General features: G+C 33.8%; 21 protein-coding genes. 7 read left to right on the top strand and 14 right to left on the bottom strand.

From position 1 onward, the window contains the following. Positions 1-88: 88 nt before the first annotated feature. From ACKC83_RS04450 to ACKC83_RS04495, 10 genes are all read right to left on the bottom strand, one after another. Positions 89-2,806 (bottom strand): carboxypeptidase-like regulatory domain-containing protein, encoded by a 2,718-nt coding sequence (locus tag ACKC83_RS04450; protein ID WP_434037153.1) that lies wholly within the window; start codon positions 2,804-2,806, stop codon positions 89-91. Next, positions 2,784-3,467, bottom strand: a complete 684-nt coding sequence (locus ACKC83_RS04455) for a GLPGLI family protein (RefSeq protein ID WP_414035980.1) — start codon at positions 3,465-3,467, stop codon at positions 2,784-2,786. Before ACKC83_RS04455 ends, ACKC83_RS04450 begins: the two co-directional genes overlap by 23 nt. Positions 3,468-3,491: 24 nt before the next feature. Further along, entirely contained in the window at positions 3,492-4,214 is a 723-nt protein-coding gene (locus ACKC83_RS04460) for a GLPGLI family protein (protein WP_414035979.1), read from the bottom strand. A gap of 12 nt (positions 4,215-4,226) precedes the next feature. Beyond that, positions 4,227-4,418 carry a hypothetical protein gene (locus ACKC83_RS04465; RefSeq protein ID WP_434037154.1) on the bottom strand — a complete coding sequence of 64 codons (192 nt, stop codon included), beginning with the start codon at positions 4,416-4,418 and terminating at the stop codon, positions 4,227-4,229. A 57-nt stretch (positions 4,419-4,475) separates the two neighbouring features. Then, complete coding sequence (locus ACKC83_RS04470) at positions 4,476-5,213, bottom strand: GLPGLI family protein (protein ID WP_434037155.1); 738 nt, start codon at positions 5,211-5,213, stop codon at positions 4,476-4,478. 61 nt (positions 5,214-5,274) lie between these two features. After that, positions 5,275-6,033, bottom strand: coding sequence for a GLPGLI family protein (locus ACKC83_RS04475; RefSeq protein ID WP_434037156.1), 759 nt, complete (start codon positions 6,031-6,033; stop codon positions 5,275-5,277). A gap of 539 nt (positions 6,034-6,572) precedes the next feature. After that, positions 6,573-7,841 (bottom strand): MFS transporter, encoded by a 1,269-nt coding sequence (locus tag ACKC83_RS04480; RefSeq protein WP_434037157.1) that lies wholly within the window; start codon positions 7,839-7,841, stop codon positions 6,573-6,575. A gap of 61 nt (positions 7,842-7,902) precedes the next feature. Beyond that, positions 7,903-8,262 carry a hypothetical protein gene (locus tag ACKC83_RS04485; protein ID WP_434037158.1) on the bottom strand — a complete coding sequence of 120 codons (360 nt, stop codon included), beginning with the start codon at positions 8,260-8,262 and terminating at the stop codon, positions 7,903-7,905. A gap of 63 nt (positions 8,263-8,325) precedes the next feature. Beyond that, positions 8,326-10,014 carry a single-stranded-DNA-specific exonuclease RecJ gene (recJ, locus tag ACKC83_RS04490; RefSeq protein WP_434037159.1) on the bottom strand — a complete coding sequence of 563 codons (1,689 nt, stop codon included), beginning with the start codon at positions 10,012-10,014 and terminating at the stop codon, positions 8,326-8,328. 20 nt (positions 10,015-10,034) lie between these two features. Beyond that, positions 10,035-10,457, bottom strand: a complete 423-nt coding sequence (locus ACKC83_RS04495; protein WP_434037160.1) for an OsmC family protein — start codon at positions 10,455-10,457, stop codon at positions 10,035-10,037. A 58-nt stretch (positions 10,458-10,515) separates the two neighbouring features. Here ACKC83_RS04495 and ACKC83_RS04500 point away from each other — a divergent pair, with 58 nt between their 5' ends. The 3 genes from ACKC83_RS04500 (at position 10,516) to ACKC83_RS04510 (ending at position 12,327) form a co-directional block, all read left to right on the top strand. Beyond that, positions 10,516-11,106, top strand: a complete 591-nt coding sequence (locus ACKC83_RS04500) for a carboxymuconolactone decarboxylase family protein (protein WP_434037161.1) — start codon at positions 10,516-10,518, stop codon at positions 11,104-11,106. A 637-nt stretch (positions 11,107-11,743) separates the two neighbouring features. Then, a complete protein-coding gene (locus ACKC83_RS04505; RefSeq protein ID WP_434037162.1) occupies positions 11,744-12,133 on the top strand; it encodes a hypothetical protein in 390 nt (129 codons plus the stop codon). Then, positions 12,133-12,327, top strand: a complete 195-nt coding sequence (locus ACKC83_RS04510; protein ID WP_382381136.1) for a helix-turn-helix transcriptional regulator — start codon at positions 12,133-12,135, stop codon at positions 12,325-12,327. The genes ACKC83_RS04505 and ACKC83_RS04510 overlap by 1 nt, the downstream gene beginning before the upstream one ends. A gap of 4 nt (positions 12,328-12,331) precedes the next feature. Here the strand turns inward: ACKC83_RS04510 and ACKC83_RS04515 are convergent, their stop codons facing one another. The 4 genes from ACKC83_RS04515 to ACKC83_RS04530 all read right to left on the bottom strand — a co-directional run bounded on the left by ACKC83_RS04515 (position 12,332) and on the right by ACKC83_RS04530 (position 14,793). Continuing rightward, on the bottom strand, positions 12,332-12,901 hold the full coding sequence (locus tag ACKC83_RS04515) for a uracil-DNA glycosylase family protein (protein ID WP_434037163.1): 570 nt from the start codon (positions 12,899-12,901) through the stop codon (positions 12,332-12,334). Between the two features lie 6 nt (positions 12,902-12,907). Next, positions 12,908-13,252, bottom strand: a complete 345-nt coding sequence (locus ACKC83_RS04520) for a HopJ type III effector protein (protein WP_434037164.1) — start codon at positions 13,250-13,252, stop codon at positions 12,908-12,910. 24 nt (positions 13,253-13,276) lie between these two features. Beyond that, positions 13,277-13,948 carry a 16S rRNA (cytidine(1402)-2'-O)-methyltransferase gene (rsmI, locus tag ACKC83_RS04525; RefSeq protein ID WP_434037165.1) on the bottom strand — a complete coding sequence of 224 codons (672 nt, stop codon included), beginning with the start codon at positions 13,946-13,948 and terminating at the stop codon, positions 13,277-13,279. A 95-nt stretch (positions 13,949-14,043) separates the two neighbouring features. Further along, entirely contained in the window at positions 14,044-14,793 is a 750-nt protein-coding gene (locus ACKC83_RS04530) for a hypothetical protein (RefSeq protein ID WP_434037166.1), read from the bottom strand. Between the two features lie 99 nt (positions 14,794-14,892). Here ACKC83_RS04530 and ACKC83_RS04535 point away from each other — a divergent pair, with 99 nt between their 5' ends. From ACKC83_RS04535 to ACKC83_RS04550, 4 genes are all read left to right on the top strand, one after another. After that, the gene (locus ACKC83_RS04535) at positions 14,893-15,540 is read left to right on the top strand and encodes a thymidine kinase (protein ID WP_414035965.1); all 648 of its coding nucleotides are present in this window, start codon (positions 14,893-14,895) and stop codon (positions 15,538-15,540) included. Next, positions 15,533-16,639, top strand: coding sequence for an alanine racemase (gene alr / locus ACKC83_RS04540; RefSeq protein ID WP_434037167.1), 1,107 nt, complete (start codon positions 15,533-15,535; stop codon positions 16,637-16,639). The genes ACKC83_RS04535 and alr overlap by 8 nt, the downstream gene beginning before the upstream one ends. Before the next feature lie 61 nt (positions 16,640-16,700). Next, a complete protein-coding gene (mscL, locus tag ACKC83_RS04545; protein WP_414035963.1) occupies positions 16,701-17,111 on the top strand; it encodes a large-conductance mechanosensitive channel protein MscL in 411 nt (136 codons plus the stop codon). Positions 17,112-17,245: 134 nt separating this feature from the next. Then, entirely contained in the window at positions 17,246-18,235 is a 990-nt protein-coding gene (locus ACKC83_RS04550) for an aspartate-semialdehyde dehydrogenase (RefSeq protein WP_434037168.1), read from the top strand. Positions 18,236-18,299: the final 64 nt, after the last annotated feature.

Consider the following 18,299-nt stretch of genomic DNA (forward strand, 5'->3'; position numbering starts at 1 on the left):
TTAGTGAATGGCTACATTATTACATTGTTTCATTAATATATCGGTACATTGCCCAATTAGTACATTTAAACCATCTTTCGAAAACCATTTAAAGCTTATAAACAACCTTAAACATTATAATTCTAGGTAAAATAAAGGTCTTCGTATCCGAAATTAAAAAGCTAGAAAAGCTATTACTCTGTTTAAACTTTGTATCGAACGCATTGGATACTGAAATTTCAAACCCCCAAGGCTGATCTTCCTTTTGGTAAAATAAAGATGCATTTAAATTATCGAATCTGTTTTTTATTCCAGCAACATCATTTCTATACAAATCGTAGTTATAATCGGTTTTAAAAATAAAATCATCTAAAAAATCATATTCTAGTTCCACAAGAATATTATCGTTTTCAAAGGTGGTTTCATCACCTAAAGCCATATAAATATTAGCCGACTTTTTATAAGCTACCTTTAAATTTGGCACAGCTTTAAAAAGTGTTTCAATTCCCAGTGTACCGGAAATATTCTTAGAATTATTTTTATTCGTTTCCTCGTTTACAATCTGGTAAAAATTAGAATAACTTAATTGCGCATCGAACGAATATCGGATTTTATTTATTTTCTTTGATGCACCTCCAAAAAACATAAGTTCTTGTTCTGGTTGATTAAAAAGAATAAGCGAATTGTATTGATCTATCCCATCTAATTGCGTGATATATTTTAACGTTTTTTCTTTTATGTTATAAGACAGATTCGCATTAATATTTAAACCTTTAAATAAACTAAATTTATAATAGCTTAGCACAAGTCTGTGGTAAATCTCGTTTTGTAAAGTTTCATTACCTTTAAACACACTACTAAAACTAGATAATATATAATTAGTAGCTAAGTTTTTAATTGTCGGAAATTCTGCATTAAGAGTATATTTAAATCCAATAGTCTCGCTGTTATTTATATCCAATTTCACATCAAACTTTGGTAACAATACTGCTTTATTATGCGTATTTCGCTCCGATTCTTGCCCCGTTTCCCAGAAGAAAAACTGATAATACGCTGCTGGTTTAATGGTTACTTTACCAATCATAAATTTATACTCTAACCCAAAGTAGGTATTCAGCATATTGTATCCAAAATCGTTATTAAAACCAGCATTAGAAAACGAATTAATGTCTCCAGTAGACAACTGCTGTAAATCGCGGCTATAAAAATCGCTAAAAGCTAAATTTACGCCTACACTGGTGTATAGGTGATTAAAGTTATTAAGTACCCAATAGTCTTTTGCTAGCGCATTAAACGTATGCGTATTGAGCCTAACTGTTTGCTGAATATTATAAACCTCGTCGTCTTCTAACGGTAAAATATCTTGCAAAATCTCTTGATCTGTTAACCAATTGGTAAACGGTTTATCGTTACTAAATGTGTAATTAGCTTCTAAGGTTCCGGTATGGGTTTTCGATAATTTATGGCTATAACTTAAATTTTGCCTTAGCTGTAATCCGTCTAAAGCATCTAGGGTTTGTATCTGATTGTTTTGCGATGGGTTTTCAGTTAAAATTAATCCATCACTATCTGTTGTATTTAATTTTACAAAACTTGTGTAGGTAAAATCTTCATCGAAACTCGGTTCGTAATCTAAAGTTAATTTTCCTATTAAAAACTGGTTATTTAGTTCATTTGTCTCTGTCCTATTTTCAATAAAAGAGGTATCGTTATTTAAATAATCATTACTTGTAAGAACTTCGGTTTCGGTTTTACTATTAGAAGCAATAACATAAGCACTTAAGTCTGTAGATTCACTAACGGACTGTCTCATATTTAAAGCTCCAAATTGGTTGGTATTTGCTTTGTAATCCTGAGTATCTATAAACGCAGATATATCGCTATTTTTTAAGCTACTATAGCCTCCAGAACGCTCTAGTAGTTTACTTACACCACCTTCAAACTCCATATAGTCATTAAACGTAAAACTTTTAACTCCTGTATTATTAACATCTCCAATAAAATTAACGTTCGTTTCTGGACTGTAATAAAATAAGGTAGGATGCACAATATAACGCTCCTTAATACCTCCTCCAGCTTCAATCTCTCCAAAAACAAACTTCTTTTTGTCTTCTTTTAAGGTAATATTCATGGCCGTTTTATCACTATCTTCCAAGCCTTTAAGCATAGCTACTTCGCTGTAGTTTTCTAGAATTTCTATTTTATCTACCGCGTCGGCAGGAATATTATTAACAGCCAACTTACTACCACCATTAAAAAAAGCCTTATTCTCGACCATAACTTTGGTCACCTTTTTTCCATTTGCTGTAACATTACCAGCCTTGTCGACTTCTATTCCAGGTAGCTTTTTTAAAACCTCTCTAAGTTTACGCTCATCGCCAGTAACAAATTTATCGGTGAGATAAATAATGGTGTCTTTTTTTACGGTAATAGGTGGTGTATATGCAATATTAACCTCATTTAAAACATCTATATTTTCGCTTAAACTAAAATTTCTGGCAACTTTAGTTTCTTCTGAAGTTTTTAACGCTACAGTTAATGGCTTATAACCTAAATAACTAATCGTTAATTGATAGGATTGATTTGATTGAAGCTTTATTTTGTAAGCACCTGCTTTATTAGTTATACCAAAACCAACTGGAACCTCATCTGATTGAGGTATAGCTAGGAGATTCGCGTTTTCTAAAGGGTTGTTAAGACTATCTGTAACTTGACCTGAAAGCTCTATAGTTTGGGCGTAAGTAGCACACCCTATTAAAACGAATAGAATTGTTATTTTTAGCTTCCTAAAAAGATTATTAACTTTAGTCTTTAAATATGCCTCCAAATTTCTCCTTATATGCTTCTGCAGTAATTAATATCCCTTCTGGTTTTTCTATTTCAAGTGCATTTTCTTTACTATTAATAGATACTTTAGTCGCTGTAAAAACGATATGAGGGTTTTCTAAAAGCAATATTACCCCAGGAAGACCTTGATATTCTCTAGGCCCAAACCCCACAGGTAGTTCTGGCGTAAACCAAGCACTAGTAGGAAACTTAGTATTGTTGTTATTTAATATCGCTTTAAAACATTTGTATTTCCCGATTTGCTTAGACTCGTTTGTTATTGTCCATTTATATAAACCGTTGTCTTCTTGCACCAGATAAGGTTCGTTATCAGGACCTATAGTTCGTTTTAAAAACTCCTTTGTTTCTAAATTGTTATAAAACTGATTTTCAAAACCTGAAAAAATAGAAGTAAGATTTATACCCTTATCTAAATCACTTTTCATAAAATTCACTCCTTTAAAAAGCGATACCGTTGGCGTAAAAAGCAATTCAAGATTTACATCTTTGGCAGATTTTATTAACGCTGCATTAGTTGGATTTTTAGTTTCCTTTTTTATATAAGAAGCCGTGTAAATAACCTTTCCATTTATGTTTTGAGCGTACAAAAACGTCGTACATATTAAAGCAAAACAGAATATAAGTGTTTTTAATTTTGTCATAAATAAAGTATTAATAATGCTTATTTAATTACCAAAAAGAAACTCTGTATTAGACTTCACTAATTTTGAATACGCGTCCTCTGTTATAAACTCTCCTTCTGTGGGTAGTTCTAGTACTTCTGTATTATTTCCTAAGCTGATTTTTGTTGCAGAAAAAATCAATTTATTTTTCGTCAGTTCTAAAATCAGCCCTGGAAGTCCACCCATTCCTATGGGACCAAACGGAAAATTTAATTCAGGAGCAAACCAAACTATAATAGCCTCATCAGATTTTAATATTGCTTTATAGCAGGTATAACCTCCAATTTCTCTTTTGTCTTTAGTGATCTCCCAATCTAAACTTTTATACTCCAGTTGAATATTAAATAATTTCCCCGAAAACTCTTTTTGCTTAACAAACTTTTGTTTTGTTCTATCGCAATAATATGTTCCTCCAACAAAAATGGAGGCCATTTTTTGATAAGGGTCGTTGTCGTACTCCATTTTCTCAACTTCTCGAAATACTCCAAAATCTTTATTATACACTAACACACATTCTATATTGTTTAATGCATTATATATTCCTTTAATTTTAGTTTTAGCAGACATTCCCAGGTTTTTATCATCTAACCCACTATAATCTCTTGAAATTTTATAAGTGATTTCTGAATTTTGCCCAAAAGAAAATAAACTAATAAAAACTATAATTAGGAATACTAAAAATTTTCTATGCTTTAAATAAGACTTCTTAATACTTAACGTTTTCATTAGTTTAAGTTTTTAACACCCTTCAATGAGTAATAAGACTAATTCCGCGCCCTCATCTTCAATAAGTTCATTAGTTTCCATCATATGAATCAGAATTCCTATAGCATCATCTATACAGTCTGGTATTCCTGCATTTGATAATTTAGCCGATGAAGTATTGAAAGAAACCCTATTCGCTTTAGGCATAAAGATTAATTTTATCATAAATAAAGTCCTAATAATGCGTATTCAACTTTAAAAAGCACACCTCCATCATTTTTCTTAAAAATCTCCAAAAGCATCACTTAAAGACTTTACCATCTGAGTATCATATTCTTTTTTAGAAATAATCTTTCCTTCTGGAATTTCTTGTATTGCAACATTCTTTTTCTTAAATTCGATTTTTGTAGCTGTGTAAACCGTACTACCATATTGCATTTCTAGCACCAAACCCGGCAAACCAGCCACTGATAATGGACCGAATGATACAGGCACTTCATTTGTATACCAAACGACAATATCGTTAACCTTGTCTTGATATCCTTTTTTAATTTTAGAAAATTCAACGACTTCCTGAGATGTAGCTTTATAGCATTTGTAACCACCAATACTTTTAGTTTCAGTAGTAAGTTTAAAATTATATTTAGGATAACTAACTAATAATTTTTCGGAACCACGATTTACTTCTTCTACAGTCGTATTAGTCTGTAAGTTTGTATAAAATTGGTTTTTTCCTTTACCCAACAACTCTGCCTTACTTACCATTTTCTTGTTTAAGTCTGACGCCATAGGTTTTATATGATAAAAATAGGATGCTTCCTTATTAAACTCTAAAACATAAGGTATATTCCTTAAAATTTCATTCATCGCATTCACATAAGAAACATATTTAGCTTCTCCAACCTTTTCAGAATTTGCTATTATAGCTTTAGTATATGTAACTTTTCCTGAAAAATTATTTTGAGCTTTTACGACATATACTAATAATATAAATAATAGCAATACTATTTTTTTAAGCATAGTTTTATAATTTTTATTCTAACACTAAACCAGCTATTTTAGACTTTAAAAAGTAACAATTTTAATCTAAATACTGTTCTAATTTCTTATTTAAACCACCAATTATATCTTCATATTCCTTTTCATTTAATGTATTTGTATCTTCAATATTTTGAACTTTTAAATTGGGTATCATATCAATTTTTCTAGCAGTTACCACTGCTCCTTTGAGATGCACCTCTACTATTAAACCAGGTAAACCCATAAAAATGTCTGGACCAGCTTGAATTGGAATGGAAGGCACAAACCAAGCTTCAATACTAAATTCCTTATTTAATACTGGGTTATAATATTTACCTGTAGCCTGAATTGCATTATATCCTAATATGTTTTTTTGAGATGTTGAAATCTTCCAATTAAAATTATATGCCTTTTGTTTAACTTTAAAATCTTGTCCTGCTAATCTTTTGCTAAAGATAATATTATCTGTAGCATAATTAGAATAAACCTGTTCATTAAAAGAAGCAAATCGTTTTGCTAATTTTATAAGCATTTGTGTTTTCGGAGAATCACTATCAGATTGTAATTTATCTTCAGCCTCAAAAAAGGATTCCTCTTTTGTCGCTATTAAATTATAATTTACTGCTTTTGCCTGCTCGCGCACTTCTCTTGTTAATTGTTTTCCTCGTTCATCTAAATTATCTACAGAACCATGCAGTTCAATCTCAGAAATGCAGTAAATTATTTTAAAGGAGGTTTGAGATACGCCGATTGAAAAATTTAAAAATAAGATTACGGATAAAATAAATCTAAAAACACTAAAATTTAATTTTTTATCCATAATTTTTACTTTTTTAGTTGATTAAATCAGGGTAATATTTAAAACTATTCAAGCCGTTTTAAGAAACTGTTAAAAATTTGGCATCAATGTTTTATACGAACTTAATTAAAAAAAACTAACACTAGTTAAGTTGCAACTGCCTATCAATAAAATTAGAAACGACTTCAATTATTTCTAATAGTACATCAAGACATTCAAACTTATTGTTTGTTGTAAAAAAAAAAAAAACACTTTTTTGTTAAAATATTATGCAATTCGTCGAAAGGCACTTTTTGCGTTACGGAAAAACCGTAATCACCTCATATTTATATGATTAATTGCTTTATTTGAACTTTTTAAAGTAGTGGAAATGAACTCTAAAATATATAATAATAAACATGATTCGCCTTACTCGAATGCGACCATGAAATGGAACTATAATATAAAAAAAATGGGTTTAATTAAATTTATTGTGACACTGTGGATTATAAATAAATTTTAGTGAAGTTTTAAAGCACCAATTTTTTTGCATTAATACATTATACAATTATTACATTAGATTACCCCTCATTTTCATGCTCCTCCAAATCCTTACGCAAATCGAGCTTCCTAAAGGTTGGAGAAAATACCCCTGTAGTTAGTACAATTAATAAGGTCATACTACCTCCAAATACAACGGCTGTAACCGTTCCCATAAGTTTAGCTGTAAGACCACTTTCAAAAGCACCCAGTTCGTTAGAAGAACCTACAAACATAGAATTTACTGAAGCCACACGCCCACGCATATGATCGGGTGTTTTAAGTTGTAAAATAGTCTGACGGATAACCATAGAAATCCCATCGAACACACCACTAAAAAACAAGGCACCTACCGATACCCAGAACCACTTAGATAATCCGAAGACAATAATACTACATCCAAATCCAAAAATAGCTATGAGTAACTTCATCCCTGCATCTTTATTTAAAGGGATATATGCAGAAATAACCATCGTAATAAAAGCTCCCACTGCCGGTGCGGCACGTAACACGCCAAACCCTTGCGGTCCGACTTTTAAAATATCTTGCGCAAATACAGGCAATAAAGCCACAGCACCTCCAAATAAAACGGCCACCATATCTAATGTAAGTGCCCCTAAAATGGCTTTAGTACTAAACACAAACTTTAAGCCTTCTCTTAAACTTTGCATTATAGGTTCTCCAATGTTCGGGTTTAAAATAGGCTTTGTAGAAATCTGAGTTAATGCCATTAATGCTGTTATGGAAAAGCCTACAATTAAACACATAGACCAATGTACTCCAATTAAATGAATAGAAAATCCAGCGAGTGCCGGACCTAATACCGCGCCCATTTGCCAAACCGAACTACTCCACGTTGCCGCATTTGGATATAACTTTTTAGGCACCACTAAAGACAATAATGAGAAAATGGTAGGACCTAAAAACGAACGGACAAAACCGCCAAGAAATACTAAAAAGTAAATGGAATACAGAACTACATTTTGAGAAAGGCCTCCAACGACTTTTGGCCAAGTGAGTAAAAACAGTCCGAAACTAATTACAGAAAACCCAAGTATACATTTTACAAGTAAACTCTTTTTTTCGCTCTGATCGACAATATGTCCTGAAAACAAAGCCATAGATACGGCTGGAATCACTTCCATAAGTCCGATAATTCCTAACGACAACGGATTTTTAGTAATGCTATATACTTCCCATTCTATCACGATAAATTGCATAGACCAGGCGAATACCATAGCAAAACGGACTAATAAAAATATATTAAATTCTTTGTACCGAAGTGCAGCGTACGGATCTTTTTGTTTCATAAGTGCTTGGGTTGCCGCAAATGTACAAAAGTGACCGTTTTAAAAAATTCTGATAATCATTTTAATTCTTACAAATTTCATTCACGTAACTATCCAACTCTAAATGAAACAAGGTTCCGGTAATTAAATCGTTTATATCTCTGAGCTCCAAAGCATTTATTGCCAAATCGACTTGGCTAAACGGGGTTTTTAACAACATAGATCGACTACGGTCTTTGTTTTTACAGCAAGCACAAGGATTTTCAGATTGAACAAATCTAATCTGTTTCTGAAACTGAACAATTTCGCGATAGGTAAGGTAAAACCCCATATCCCGAAAAATTATCTGAATTTTAGGAGACTGTTTTTTAGGCATGTTTTCCTTCCAAATAAAGGAAACACCAAAGGCATTATGGTATATTTTATTGATGTCTTGATCCATATCGGTTGCTTTTCAACCACTAAAATAGTTATTATTTATATTTAATCTAAATAAATATAATATTTATTTTATATCTCTAAGCTTCAATTGCAGACTTGTTACACCATTCCAATGGTTTTCATCTATAGAATACACAATACTAAAAGGCACTTTAGTAGAGACCACATCTATCTTTTTTCCCAGACCAAATCCAATACACACAATAGGATTTACGTGGGGTTGCTTCACGGTTATCCGTAAATGATCTTCTTCTTTCCCAACACATTTTCCATATCCAGTATCTACCACATCCTCAGTCATAAAAACCGGCATCATATTCCCGGGACCAAATGGTGCGAACTGCTTTAAAATACGATAGAATTTAGGTGTTATATTTTCTAAAGCAATATTCGCTTCAATTTTAATTTCTGGAGAGATTAATTTAGGATCGATAGTATTAGACACCACATCTTCAAAAGCCTGTTTAAAAGCATCGTAATTTTCAGGATGCAATGTTAATCCAGCTGCGTATTTATGTCCACCAAATTGTTCGATATGTTCGCTACATGCCTCTAGGGCATTATACACATCGAACCCCACAACAGAACGTGCAGAAGCGGCCAATTTCTCACCACTTTTTGTAAATACTAATGTGGGTCTGTAGTAGGTTTCTATAAGCCGAGATGCCACAATACCAATAACACCTTTGTGCCAATCTTCCTGAAACACTACAGAGGTATAGCGTTCTTGTTCATTGCGCTCTTCAATCTGGTTTAAAGCTTGAATTGTAATTTCTTTATCGGTTTCTCGACGGTCTAAATTAAAACTTTCAATTTCGGCAGCATACGTTTCCGCTTGCTTTTCGTCCATTTCTGTAAGCAATTGCACAGCATATGTACCATGTTTCATACGTCCAGCAGCGTTAATTCTTGGTGCAACAATAAAGACCACATCGGTTATAGTGAATACGGTTTTATCTACCTGATTTAAAATGGCTTTAATGCCTGGTCTCGGATTCTCGTTAATAATTTGAAGTCCGTAATAGGCCAAAATTCTATTTTCACCAGTAATAGGCACAATATCCGCTCCAATTGCGGTAGCTACTAAATCTAGATATTCACCTAAATCTTCAATGGTAAACCCTTGCTTAGACGATAAGGCCTGAATGAGTTTAAACCCAACCCCGCAACCGCATAATTCTTTATATGGATACTCACAATCTTCCCGTTTAGGATCCAGAACTGCGACGGCATTTGGAATAGCATCGCTTGGTCTGTGGTGATCGCAAATAATAAAATCGATGCCCTTTTCTTTGGCATAGACCACTTTATCGATTGCTTTTATACCACAGTCTAACGCCACTATTAGTGTAAAATCGTTATCGTGAGCAAAGTCAATGCCTTTATAAGACACGCCATAACCTTCGTCGTAACGATCCGGAATATACGTGACTACATTCTCCTGACGTGTTTGTAAATACGAACTCATTAACGCCACAGAGGTTGTACCATCGACATCATAATCGCCATACACCATAATATTCTCGCCAGCTTCTAGAGCTTGTTCAATACGTACCACAGCTTTGTCCATATCTTTCATTAAGAACGGATCGTGCAATTCGCTAAGATCTGGTCTAAAGAACGATTTTGCCTCATCGAACGTCTCAATGCCACGCTGTATTAACAACGACGCAGTAAGTTCGTCTACATGAAGTGCCTCTTGTAACGTTTTAACTTTATGAGATTCTGGTTTTGGTTTTATGGTCCAACGCATAGCTTGTAATCCGAAATAATTTATTTATTATGAAAATGAGACTTTACTTTTACCTCAGCAAAACGACGAAACATTTCCATAACCCCGCAGTATTTATCGACAGATAAATCTACAGCTCTTTTAATTTTTGTTTCATTTAATTCTGTTCCGTAAAAATGATAATCTACAGTAACTAAATGATAATATTTTGGGTGTTCTTCGGTTAAATGCCCTTCAATAACAATTTTAAAATCGTCTATCTCAACCTTCATTTTTTCCAACATTGGCGTAATATCTACCCCCGAACAACCAGCAAGAGCCGTTAACATTAAGGCTTTCGGACGCATACCGTCGCCTTTACCACCATTATCTTCGCCTAAATCAATCATAACCGATTTACCGCTAGGGTTATCAGATTCAAATTGTACATTTTTTTTCCATTGAGTTGTAACAAGATGTGTCATAATTGCATTATTTTTCGTTAATTGATACTTCAAAAATACGACTAAAATTCAGAATAAAATGCCACTAATAACACCATTATCTCCCGATCACGATCAAGAAACTCAAGATTTAGCAACCTTTTTTAACGAAACCTTGGGCTTCTGTCCGAACTCAGTTTTAACCATGCAACGCCGGCCAGCCATAAGCAAAGCCTTCATTAATTTAAACAAAGCCGTAATGGCTAACGAAGGTCGCGTAACTTCCGCTTTAAAACGCTTAATTGCTTGGGTTAGCAGTAATGCCACCGGCTGTCGCTATTGCCAAGCACACGCCATTCGTGCCGCAGAGCGCTATGGGGCAGAACAAGAGCAACTTAATAACGTTTGGGATTATCGCACCCATCCTGCATTTAGCGAGGCCGAACGTGTGGCTTTAGATTTTAGTTTGGCCGCATCTCAAGTACCAAATGCCGTAGACGACACTTTAAAAAAACGATTAAACACCTATTGGGACGAAGGCGAAATTGTAGAAATGTTAGGCGTTATTTCACTTTTCGGATATTTAAACCGTTGGAACGACAGTATGGGAACTACACTGGAAAATGGTGCTATAGAAAGTGGTGAACAACATTTAGGAAAACACGGCTGGGAAAAGGGTAAACATATTTAATCGGTTTTGGGCGTTCCCCTTTTGGGGCGCGCTTTCCGTTATATCTTTTGTGTTGAAAAACCATAAAAGGATGCCACTGCAATCGCTAACGCAAATGGATTTTCAATTATAGAATATCTGTTCATTTTTTCCATTGATGAAAAAACGAACCAAAAAAATCTAGGCTTACGAATCTTTATCTAAATTTATCGTTTGACACCTAAATTTTAGGAACTCGCTATTAAAATTATTGATAATTATAAATATCCGTTTAGCTCAAACAGCCTAAAATTCCACGGTGTTTTCACTTCAAATTTTACGATAAATTTTCGATAGGCCAAAAACCTTTTTACCACCACATGTTCTCTGAAATTGTAAACCCCTCAATTTAAGTTATTAAAACATCAAAATTCCGATATTTTTTTCCTTCTCATTTATTCAATAAAATCAGCATATTTGGCTGAAAATCGTCTAGAAATTCACTAAATAAATTTGATTTCACAATATTTATTTTTCTATTATATTTGATTAAATGTAAAGTATTATATACTTTTATATAAAAATAATAGAATATGAACATACAAATACTTCCAAATTGGTGTAAAAACTAGGTGCTTCGGTCTTTATAATATTTAGCGTACTAAGTGGAATTAATGATATGAAACGGGGTTTTAATGACGCTATTTGTAATTGTGATTCTACTTTAACACAAAACGAAGAGATTAAGGATAATCAACAAGATATAATCCTTCCGGATACCAAATCTGAAAAACTTCTAGATCGTTCAGAACTTAATAAAGTACATTTATTTTTGGTTTTAAGCTATATTGGTTTATTCACCTATATACTCTCTAAAGAAAAAGTTGAAGACGACTATATCAATAAATTACGTTTAGAATCCTACCAACTGTCAGTCTTATTATTTATAATACTCTCTCTTATAATCTTTGTGTTTTTTAAAGATTTAAAACTGACATTTGACTACTTCTTAGAGTCATTCATGCTAATATATCTTATTATATTCTTCTTTAAAAAACGTATTTATTAATGAAAAACCTCATAAAAGTAGAGCGAGCAAGACACAATTTAACCCAAGCAGATTTAGCCAATAAACTGCAAGTTTCTAGACAAACTATTCACGCTATTGAAAATAACAAATTCAATCCCTCAGTAATCTTAGCCATTAAAATGGCACGATTTTTCGATGTAACTGTTGAATATTTATTTGATATCGAAGAATAAGATTTTATAGTATATCGTGGACTCTTTTCTGTAATTCAGGCACAACTGATGCTTCGAACCACAGATTTTTAGACATCCAAAATCGGTTACGTGGTGACGGGTGCGGAATAGGAAAATAGGTTGGTAAATACGACTCGAAATTGGAAACAGTTTCTGTCAAATTCGCTCCAGCCTCTGCTTTGAGATAATATTTTTGAGCATAATTCCCAATTAAAATCACAAGTTTTACCTGTGGCATTTTACTAAATAACGTAGCATGCCATTGAGGTGCACATTCGGGTCTTGGAGGTAAATCGCCACTTTTACCTTTACCAGGATAACAAAAACCCATAGGTATAATAGCAAAGTTCTTGGTGTTGTAAAACTGGTCTTCGGTGACATTTAACCACGTTCTTAAACGCTTACCACTTGCATCGTCCCAAGGAATTCCGGAATTATGCACTTTTAATCCTGGCGCCTGACCAACAATTACAATCTTAGAATCTGGATGCGCCGTTGCAATAGGATGCGGACCTAAAGGCAAATGGTCTGCACAAATGGTGCATTGCTTAATCTCATGTAAAAGCGCATCCATAATTGCTTATTTCAGCTTTAAAGGCTCTCCTTCAAATTGCAATCCTTCGAATCCAGTATTCATAAAATTTCTAATGTTTTGGTGGCCATCACCATTTGGATCGCCTAAAACATCTATATAATAAAACTGACCGAAGCATGATAAGGTTTCTTCTTTTGTAAACCCTTGCAGTTTTGCAAAAGCAAACAATTTACAAGAGCCTGAATTCTCGCCAGATTTATTATATACCTCACCATTTTTAAATGCTGTAGGTGTAAATATGTAATTGGACTCTATAGTATCTACAGTATCTGAAAATACTATAGATTTAGGCGTATTCTGTAATTTTTGTTTAAATGCGTCTAATGTCATTTTAAAATTTTTAAAAGTGTAAACTTATTTTTTTCCACCAACCACAACCACTATTTCCCCTTTTGGTGGCTTATTGGTGTAATGTTCTAAAACCTCTTTTGCTGTTCCACGAACGGTTTCCTCGTATAATTTTGTTAATTCACGCGATACGGAAACGGGACGATCTTCTCCAAAATATTCGCAAAAATGGGTCAAGGTTTTTATGAGTTTGTGTGGCGATTCGTAAAATATAATAGTACGCGTTTCTTCGGCTAAAAGTAATAAACGCGTTTGTCTGCCTTTCTTTACGGGTAAAAAGCCTTCAAATACAAATTTATCGTTAGGCAAACCTGAATTTACTAATGCTGGCACAAAGGCCGTAGCACCAGGCAAACAATCTACTTCAATACCATGTTCTACACACGCACGCGTTAATAAAAATCCAGGATCGGAAATAGCTGGTGTTCCTGCATCACTAATTAATGCAATTATGGTTCCTCCCTTTAATTTTTGTATTAACCCTTCAACCGTTTTATGCTCGTTATGCATATGGTGTGATTGCGAATGTGTATTAATCTCGAAATGTTTTAGAAGTTTTCCAGAGGTTCTCGTGTCTTCAGCCAATATTAAATCGGCTTCTTTAAGAACGCGTATGGCCCTAAAAGTCATATCTTCTAAATTACCAATTGGTGTAGGTACAATGTATAGTTTACTCATGTATAGAAAATTAACGGCATGTTTTTAAAGCTTCTTTTTTAGAAGCTGCATACAAGAAAAAATTAAAAGGAATTAAAGATGCAAATCTCAGAAAACTAATTGAATTTTCTTTCTATAATTAACATAAAACGCTCTTCGAAGACTTCCTTACCTTCCCAATTATTATAATCGGATTTCACGACATTCTGAATTAAATTTCGAGCCTCTTCAAAGTTCCCACTTGTATTTATCTGCGAAATAACGCGTTCATAATCTTCTGCGCTTCCTGCAAATAATTGTTTTATAAAAGCAATTTTATCGTTTAATCCAATATTTAGTCCACCGCCTTTTAATTTATCGTTTAGAGATCTTTTAACATTGGTTATGGTAGAATCTTTTACAGGTTCGAAGACTGGAGTGACTTTAAAATCGGCTGTAATTTCTTCAAAATCATTTTTTTCGTACTGCGGTTTAGGTGTAATAGCACTAAATAAATCGTCGGCTGTTTCCTCTTCTTCAGGCATATGTGCGACAATATCTTTAATTTTTTCCATTACTGGTTCGGCTATATCTTCGGCATTTTCGTCGGGTTGTACCTGATCTTCTCTAATAAATGCTTTGTCTACACCTTCTTCTTCAACGACTTCGGTCACTTTTTTAGTGAACGCATTATCAATCATATCAAAAAATGAGGTGTCGTCGTGTAGCAATTTATCCTGAGGATTTTCTTGTAGAAATTTTAAAACAGAAAGTTTTTCAAAAAGTAGCGCTGTTTCAGCATGAAGTTTAGCCACATCATCCTTTCCTTCAAGCCTTAAAACTCTTAGTGCAACACTCATTAATTCCGATTCCAACTTCTTCTTCATAACTTTTAAATTTAAACTATTTTCGCCTTTTTATTTTTAATAAATTTACATCCTATAAACAAACGAAAGTTTGCGTAATATTAGTGTTAAAATTACAAAATGTTTCTCGAAAATACAGTAAATCATAAAGAACAATTTGGTTGGATTGAAGTTATCTGCGGTTCGATGTTCTCAGGAAAGACCGAAGAATTAATCCGAAGACTTAAACGTGCACAGTTCGCCAAACAAAAAGTCGAAATTTTTAAACCCTCGGTAGATATCCGCTATAATGAAGATATGGTGGTCTCTCACGATGCCAACGAAATTCGTTCTACACCTGTTCCTGCAGCCGCAAACATCCCGATACTTGCCGATGGTTGTGATGTGGTAGGCATAGACGAAGCTCAGTTTTTTGATGATGAAATTGTTCGTGTTTGTAATGACTTAGCCAATAAAGGAATTCGTGTTATTGTAGCTGGATTAGATATGGATTTTAAGGGTAATCCGTTTGGCCCGATGCCAAATTTAATGGCTACAGCAGAATACGTTACTAAAGTACATGCCATCTGCACACGAACGGGGAACTTAGCGCAATTTAGTTACAGAAAATCACAAAGTGATGCTCTTGTTTTACTTGGGGAAACCGAAGAATACGAACCCCTAAGTCGCGCCGCTTATTATAAAGCTATGCGTAGCGAAAAACAAAAAAACAATACGCCTAACGGAACTGAAACCATAGATTTAAATTTCGACAATACCGATGCTTAAAGCACAGGAAACTCTTTTAGAAATAGATTTAAACGCTTTAGAACACAATGTTACTTATCTTAAATCTAGAATAGATTCGTCTACCAAATTTTTAGCTGTTGTTAAATCGTATGCTTACGGAAACGCCGCGGTAGATATTGCAAAACATTTAGAAACCTTAAATGTAGATTACTTTGCTGTTGCCTATACTTACGAAGGTGCTCAATTAAGAACCTCAGGAATAACAACACCAATTTTGGTGCTTCATCCTCAGGCCGTAAGTTTTAATACGCTTATTGAAAATCGGCTAGAACCAAACTTATACAGTTTAAAAGTTCTGAAAGAATTTGTAGCCACTGCAGAAGCTCTAAACCAAAAAGAATATCCGATCCACTTAAAGTTTAATACGGGATTAAACCGATTAGGATTTTCTGAAGATAATATTTCTGAAATTTTATCAATATTAGCAAATACAGAATCTATTAAAGTGACTTCCCTAATGTCGCATATGGGAGCTAGTGAAGATTTAAACGAGAAGGCTTTTACACTCCAACAGATTAATACGTTTAAATCTATATCAGACTCATTACTCAAGCAATTACCTTATAAACCAATGCTTCATATGTGTAATACTTCTGGAATTTTAAATTATCCGGAAGCACATTTTGATATGGTTAGAAGCGGGATTGGCATGTATGGCTTTGGAAATTCGGAAGAAGAAAACATTCACTTTAAACCCATTACCACATTAAAAACAGTAATTTCTCAGATTCATCATATTCCTATTGGGGAAAGTGTAGGTTATAATCGTGGTTATATTTGTGATGCGCCTCTAACCACAGCAACCTTACCACTTGGGCATGCCGATGGTATTGGAAGAGAATATGGAAACGGCAAGGGATTTGTTGTCATTAACGGACAGAAAGCCCATATTGTAGGAAATACGTGCATGGATATGATAATGGTTGATATTACAAATATTGACTGCCAAGAAGGAGATGAGGTTATTGTTTTTGGCGATTATCCAACAGCCGAAGAGTTTGCTGCAACCGCGAACACCATATCTTACGAACTACTCACAGGCCTTTCCCAACGGATTAAACGTGTCGTTTTAAAATAGATACCTCTTATTTTTGATTTATTTTATATACTTTAGCTATTATTAATCAATCCTAAACTATATGGCATTTTTCAAAGATTTCAAGTCCTTTCTTCTAAAAGGAGATATTATAAACCTTGCAACAGCAGTAATTATTGGTGGTGCATTTGGTAAAATAGTAACATCGTTTACTAAAGACATTTTAATGCCTCCTATTGGCATGTTGCTTGGCGACGTTAATTTTTCGGACCTAAAGTATGTTCTAAAAGAAGCAACAACCAATGCGGCCGGAGCAGAAGTTCCTCCTGTAGCCATTAACTATGGTAACTTTATTCAAATGGTTATCGATTTTATAATTATTGGTTTCTGTATTTTCATGGTATTGAAAGCTTACGAAAACTCTAAGAAGAAAGAAGAAGCGGCACCAGCAGCGCCTGCAGGTCCAACGCAAGAAGAACTTTTAGCAGAAATAAGAGATTTACTAAAGAAATAAGATCTGTTAAATAATTAACATTTTGTTATTTGTTGTTAAATAGCCTTAGTTTGAAGAAACTAAGGCTATTTTTTAATTATTAATACTTAGTTTTGTTCAAAATAAATAGACACACTTAAACTAAAATTGATATAATGAAAGTAGCTGTAGTTGGTGCCACGGGTATGGTTGGCGAAGTAATGCTTAAAGTATTAGCAGAACGTAATTTTCCGTTAACGGAATTAATTCCTGTTGCCTCAGAGCGCTCTGTAGGTAAAACAATTTCTTATAAAGGACAAGATTATAAGGTTGTAGGTTTAGCAGATGCGGTAGCAATGAAACCAGATGTTGCTTTATTTTCTGCCGGAGGAGACACGTCTTTAGAATGGGCTCCTAAATTTGCAGAAGCTGGTACAACAGTAGTCGATAATTCTTCAGCATGGAGAATGGACGCTACAAAAAAACTAATCGTTCCAGAAATTAATGCTAACGAATTAACCAAAGACGATAAAATTATTGCAAACCCTAATTGCTCTACTATTCAATTAGTTATGGCATTAGCACCTCTTCATAAAAAATACACTATGAAACGTGTTGTGGTTTCAACATACCAATCGGTTTCTGGTACAGGTGTAAAAGCTGTAAAACAACTAGAAAACGAAATTGCTGGTATAGAAGGCGAAATGGCTTATCCTTATCCAATTGGAAGAAATGCACTACCTCATTGTGATGTGTTTTTAGACAATGGATACACTAAAGAGGAAATGAAATTAGCTAAGGAACCTCAAAAAATTTTAAACGATACATCTTTCTCTGTATCTGCAACCGCAGTAAGAATCCCTACCGCTGGTGGACATTCTGAATCTGTAAATGTAGAATTTGAAAACGACTTCGAATTAGCAGATGTTCGTAAATTATTAAGCGAAACTCCAGGTGTTGTTGTTCAAGATAATACAGATACAAATACATATCCAATGCCAATTTATGCACATGATAAGGATGATGTTTTTGTTGGACGTATAAGAAGAGACGAGACACAAAAAAACACTTTAAATATGTGGATTGTTGCCGATAACCTTCGTAAAGGAGCAGCAACAAACACTATACAAATTGCAGAATACTTAATTGCGAATAAACTTATCTAAATTTTCTCTTAAATAAGTTTAAAAAAAGCTCCTAAGCCTAAGCGTTTAGGAGCTTTTTCGTTAT

The organism is Formosa bonchosmolovskayae (genome assembly GCF_051016085.1).
Classification (GTDB): Bacteria; Bacteroidota; Bacteroidia; order Flavobacteriales; family Flavobacteriaceae; genus Formosa.

Coding starts and splice junctions, on each gene's coding strand:
- ACKC83_RS04455 (WP_414035980.1), bottom strand. CDS start 3,467: ATGACAAAATTAAAAACACTTATATTCTGTTTTGCTTTAATATGTACG.
- ACKC83_RS04460 (WP_414035979.1), bottom strand. CDS start 4,214: ATGAAAACGTTAAGTATTAAGAAGTCTTATTTAAAGCATAGAAAATTT.
- ACKC83_RS04465 (WP_434037154.1), bottom strand. CDS start 4,418: ATGATAAAATTAATCTTTATGCCTAAAGCGAATAGGGTTTCTTTCAAT.
- ACKC83_RS04470 (WP_434037155.1), bottom strand. CDS start 5,213: ATGCTTAAAAAAATAGTATTGCTATTATTTATATTATTAGTATATGTC.
- ACKC83_RS04475 (WP_434037156.1), bottom strand. CDS start 6,033: ATGGATAAAAAATTAAATTTTAGTGTTTTTAGATTTATTTTATCCGTA.
- ACKC83_RS04480 (WP_434037157.1), bottom strand. CDS start 7,841: ATGAAACAAAAAGATCCGTACGCTGCACTTCGGTACAAAGAATTTAAT.
- ACKC83_RS04485 (WP_434037158.1), bottom strand. CDS start 8,262: ATGGATCAAGACATCAATAAAATATACCATAATGCCTTTGGTGTTTCC.
- recJ (WP_434037159.1), bottom strand. CDS start 10,014: ATGCGTTGGACCATAAAACCAAAACCAGAATCTCATAAAGTTAAAACG.
- ACKC83_RS04495 (WP_434037160.1), bottom strand. CDS start 10,457: ATGACACATCTTGTTACAACTCAATGGAAAAAAAATGTACAATTTGAA.
- ACKC83_RS04500 (WP_434037161.1), top strand. CDS start 10,516: ATGCCACTAATAACACCATTATCTCCCGATCACGATCAAGAAACTCAA.
- ACKC83_RS04505 (WP_434037162.1), top strand. CDS start 11,744: ATGAAACGGGGTTTTAATGACGCTATTTGTAATTGTGATTCTACTTTA.
- ACKC83_RS04510 (WP_382381136.1), top strand. CDS start 12,133: ATGAAAAACCTCATAAAAGTAGAGCGAGCAAGACACAATTTAACCCAA.
- ACKC83_RS04515 (WP_434037163.1), bottom strand. CDS start 12,901: ATGGATGCGCTTTTACATGAGATTAAGCAATGCACCATTTGTGCAGAC.
- ACKC83_RS04520 (WP_434037164.1), bottom strand. CDS start 13,252: ATGACATTAGACGCATTTAAACAAAAATTACAGAATACGCCTAAATCT.
- rsmI (WP_434037165.1), bottom strand. CDS start 13,948: ATGAGTAAACTATACATTGTACCTACACCAATTGGTAATTTAGAAGAT.
- ACKC83_RS04530 (WP_434037166.1), bottom strand. CDS start 14,793: ATGAAGAAGAAGTTGGAATCGGAATTAATGAGTGTTGCACTAAGAGTT.
- ACKC83_RS04535 (WP_414035965.1), top strand. CDS start 14,893: ATGTTTCTCGAAAATACAGTAAATCATAAAGAACAATTTGGTTGGATT.
- alr (WP_434037167.1), top strand. CDS start 15,533: ATGCTTAAAGCACAGGAAACTCTTTTAGAAATAGATTTAAACGCTTTA.
- mscL (WP_414035963.1), top strand. CDS start 16,701: ATGGCATTTTTCAAAGATTTCAAGTCCTTTCTTCTAAAAGGAGATATT.
- ACKC83_RS04550 (WP_434037168.1), top strand. CDS start 17,246: ATGAAAGTAGCTGTAGTTGGTGCCACGGGTATGGTTGGCGAAGTAATG.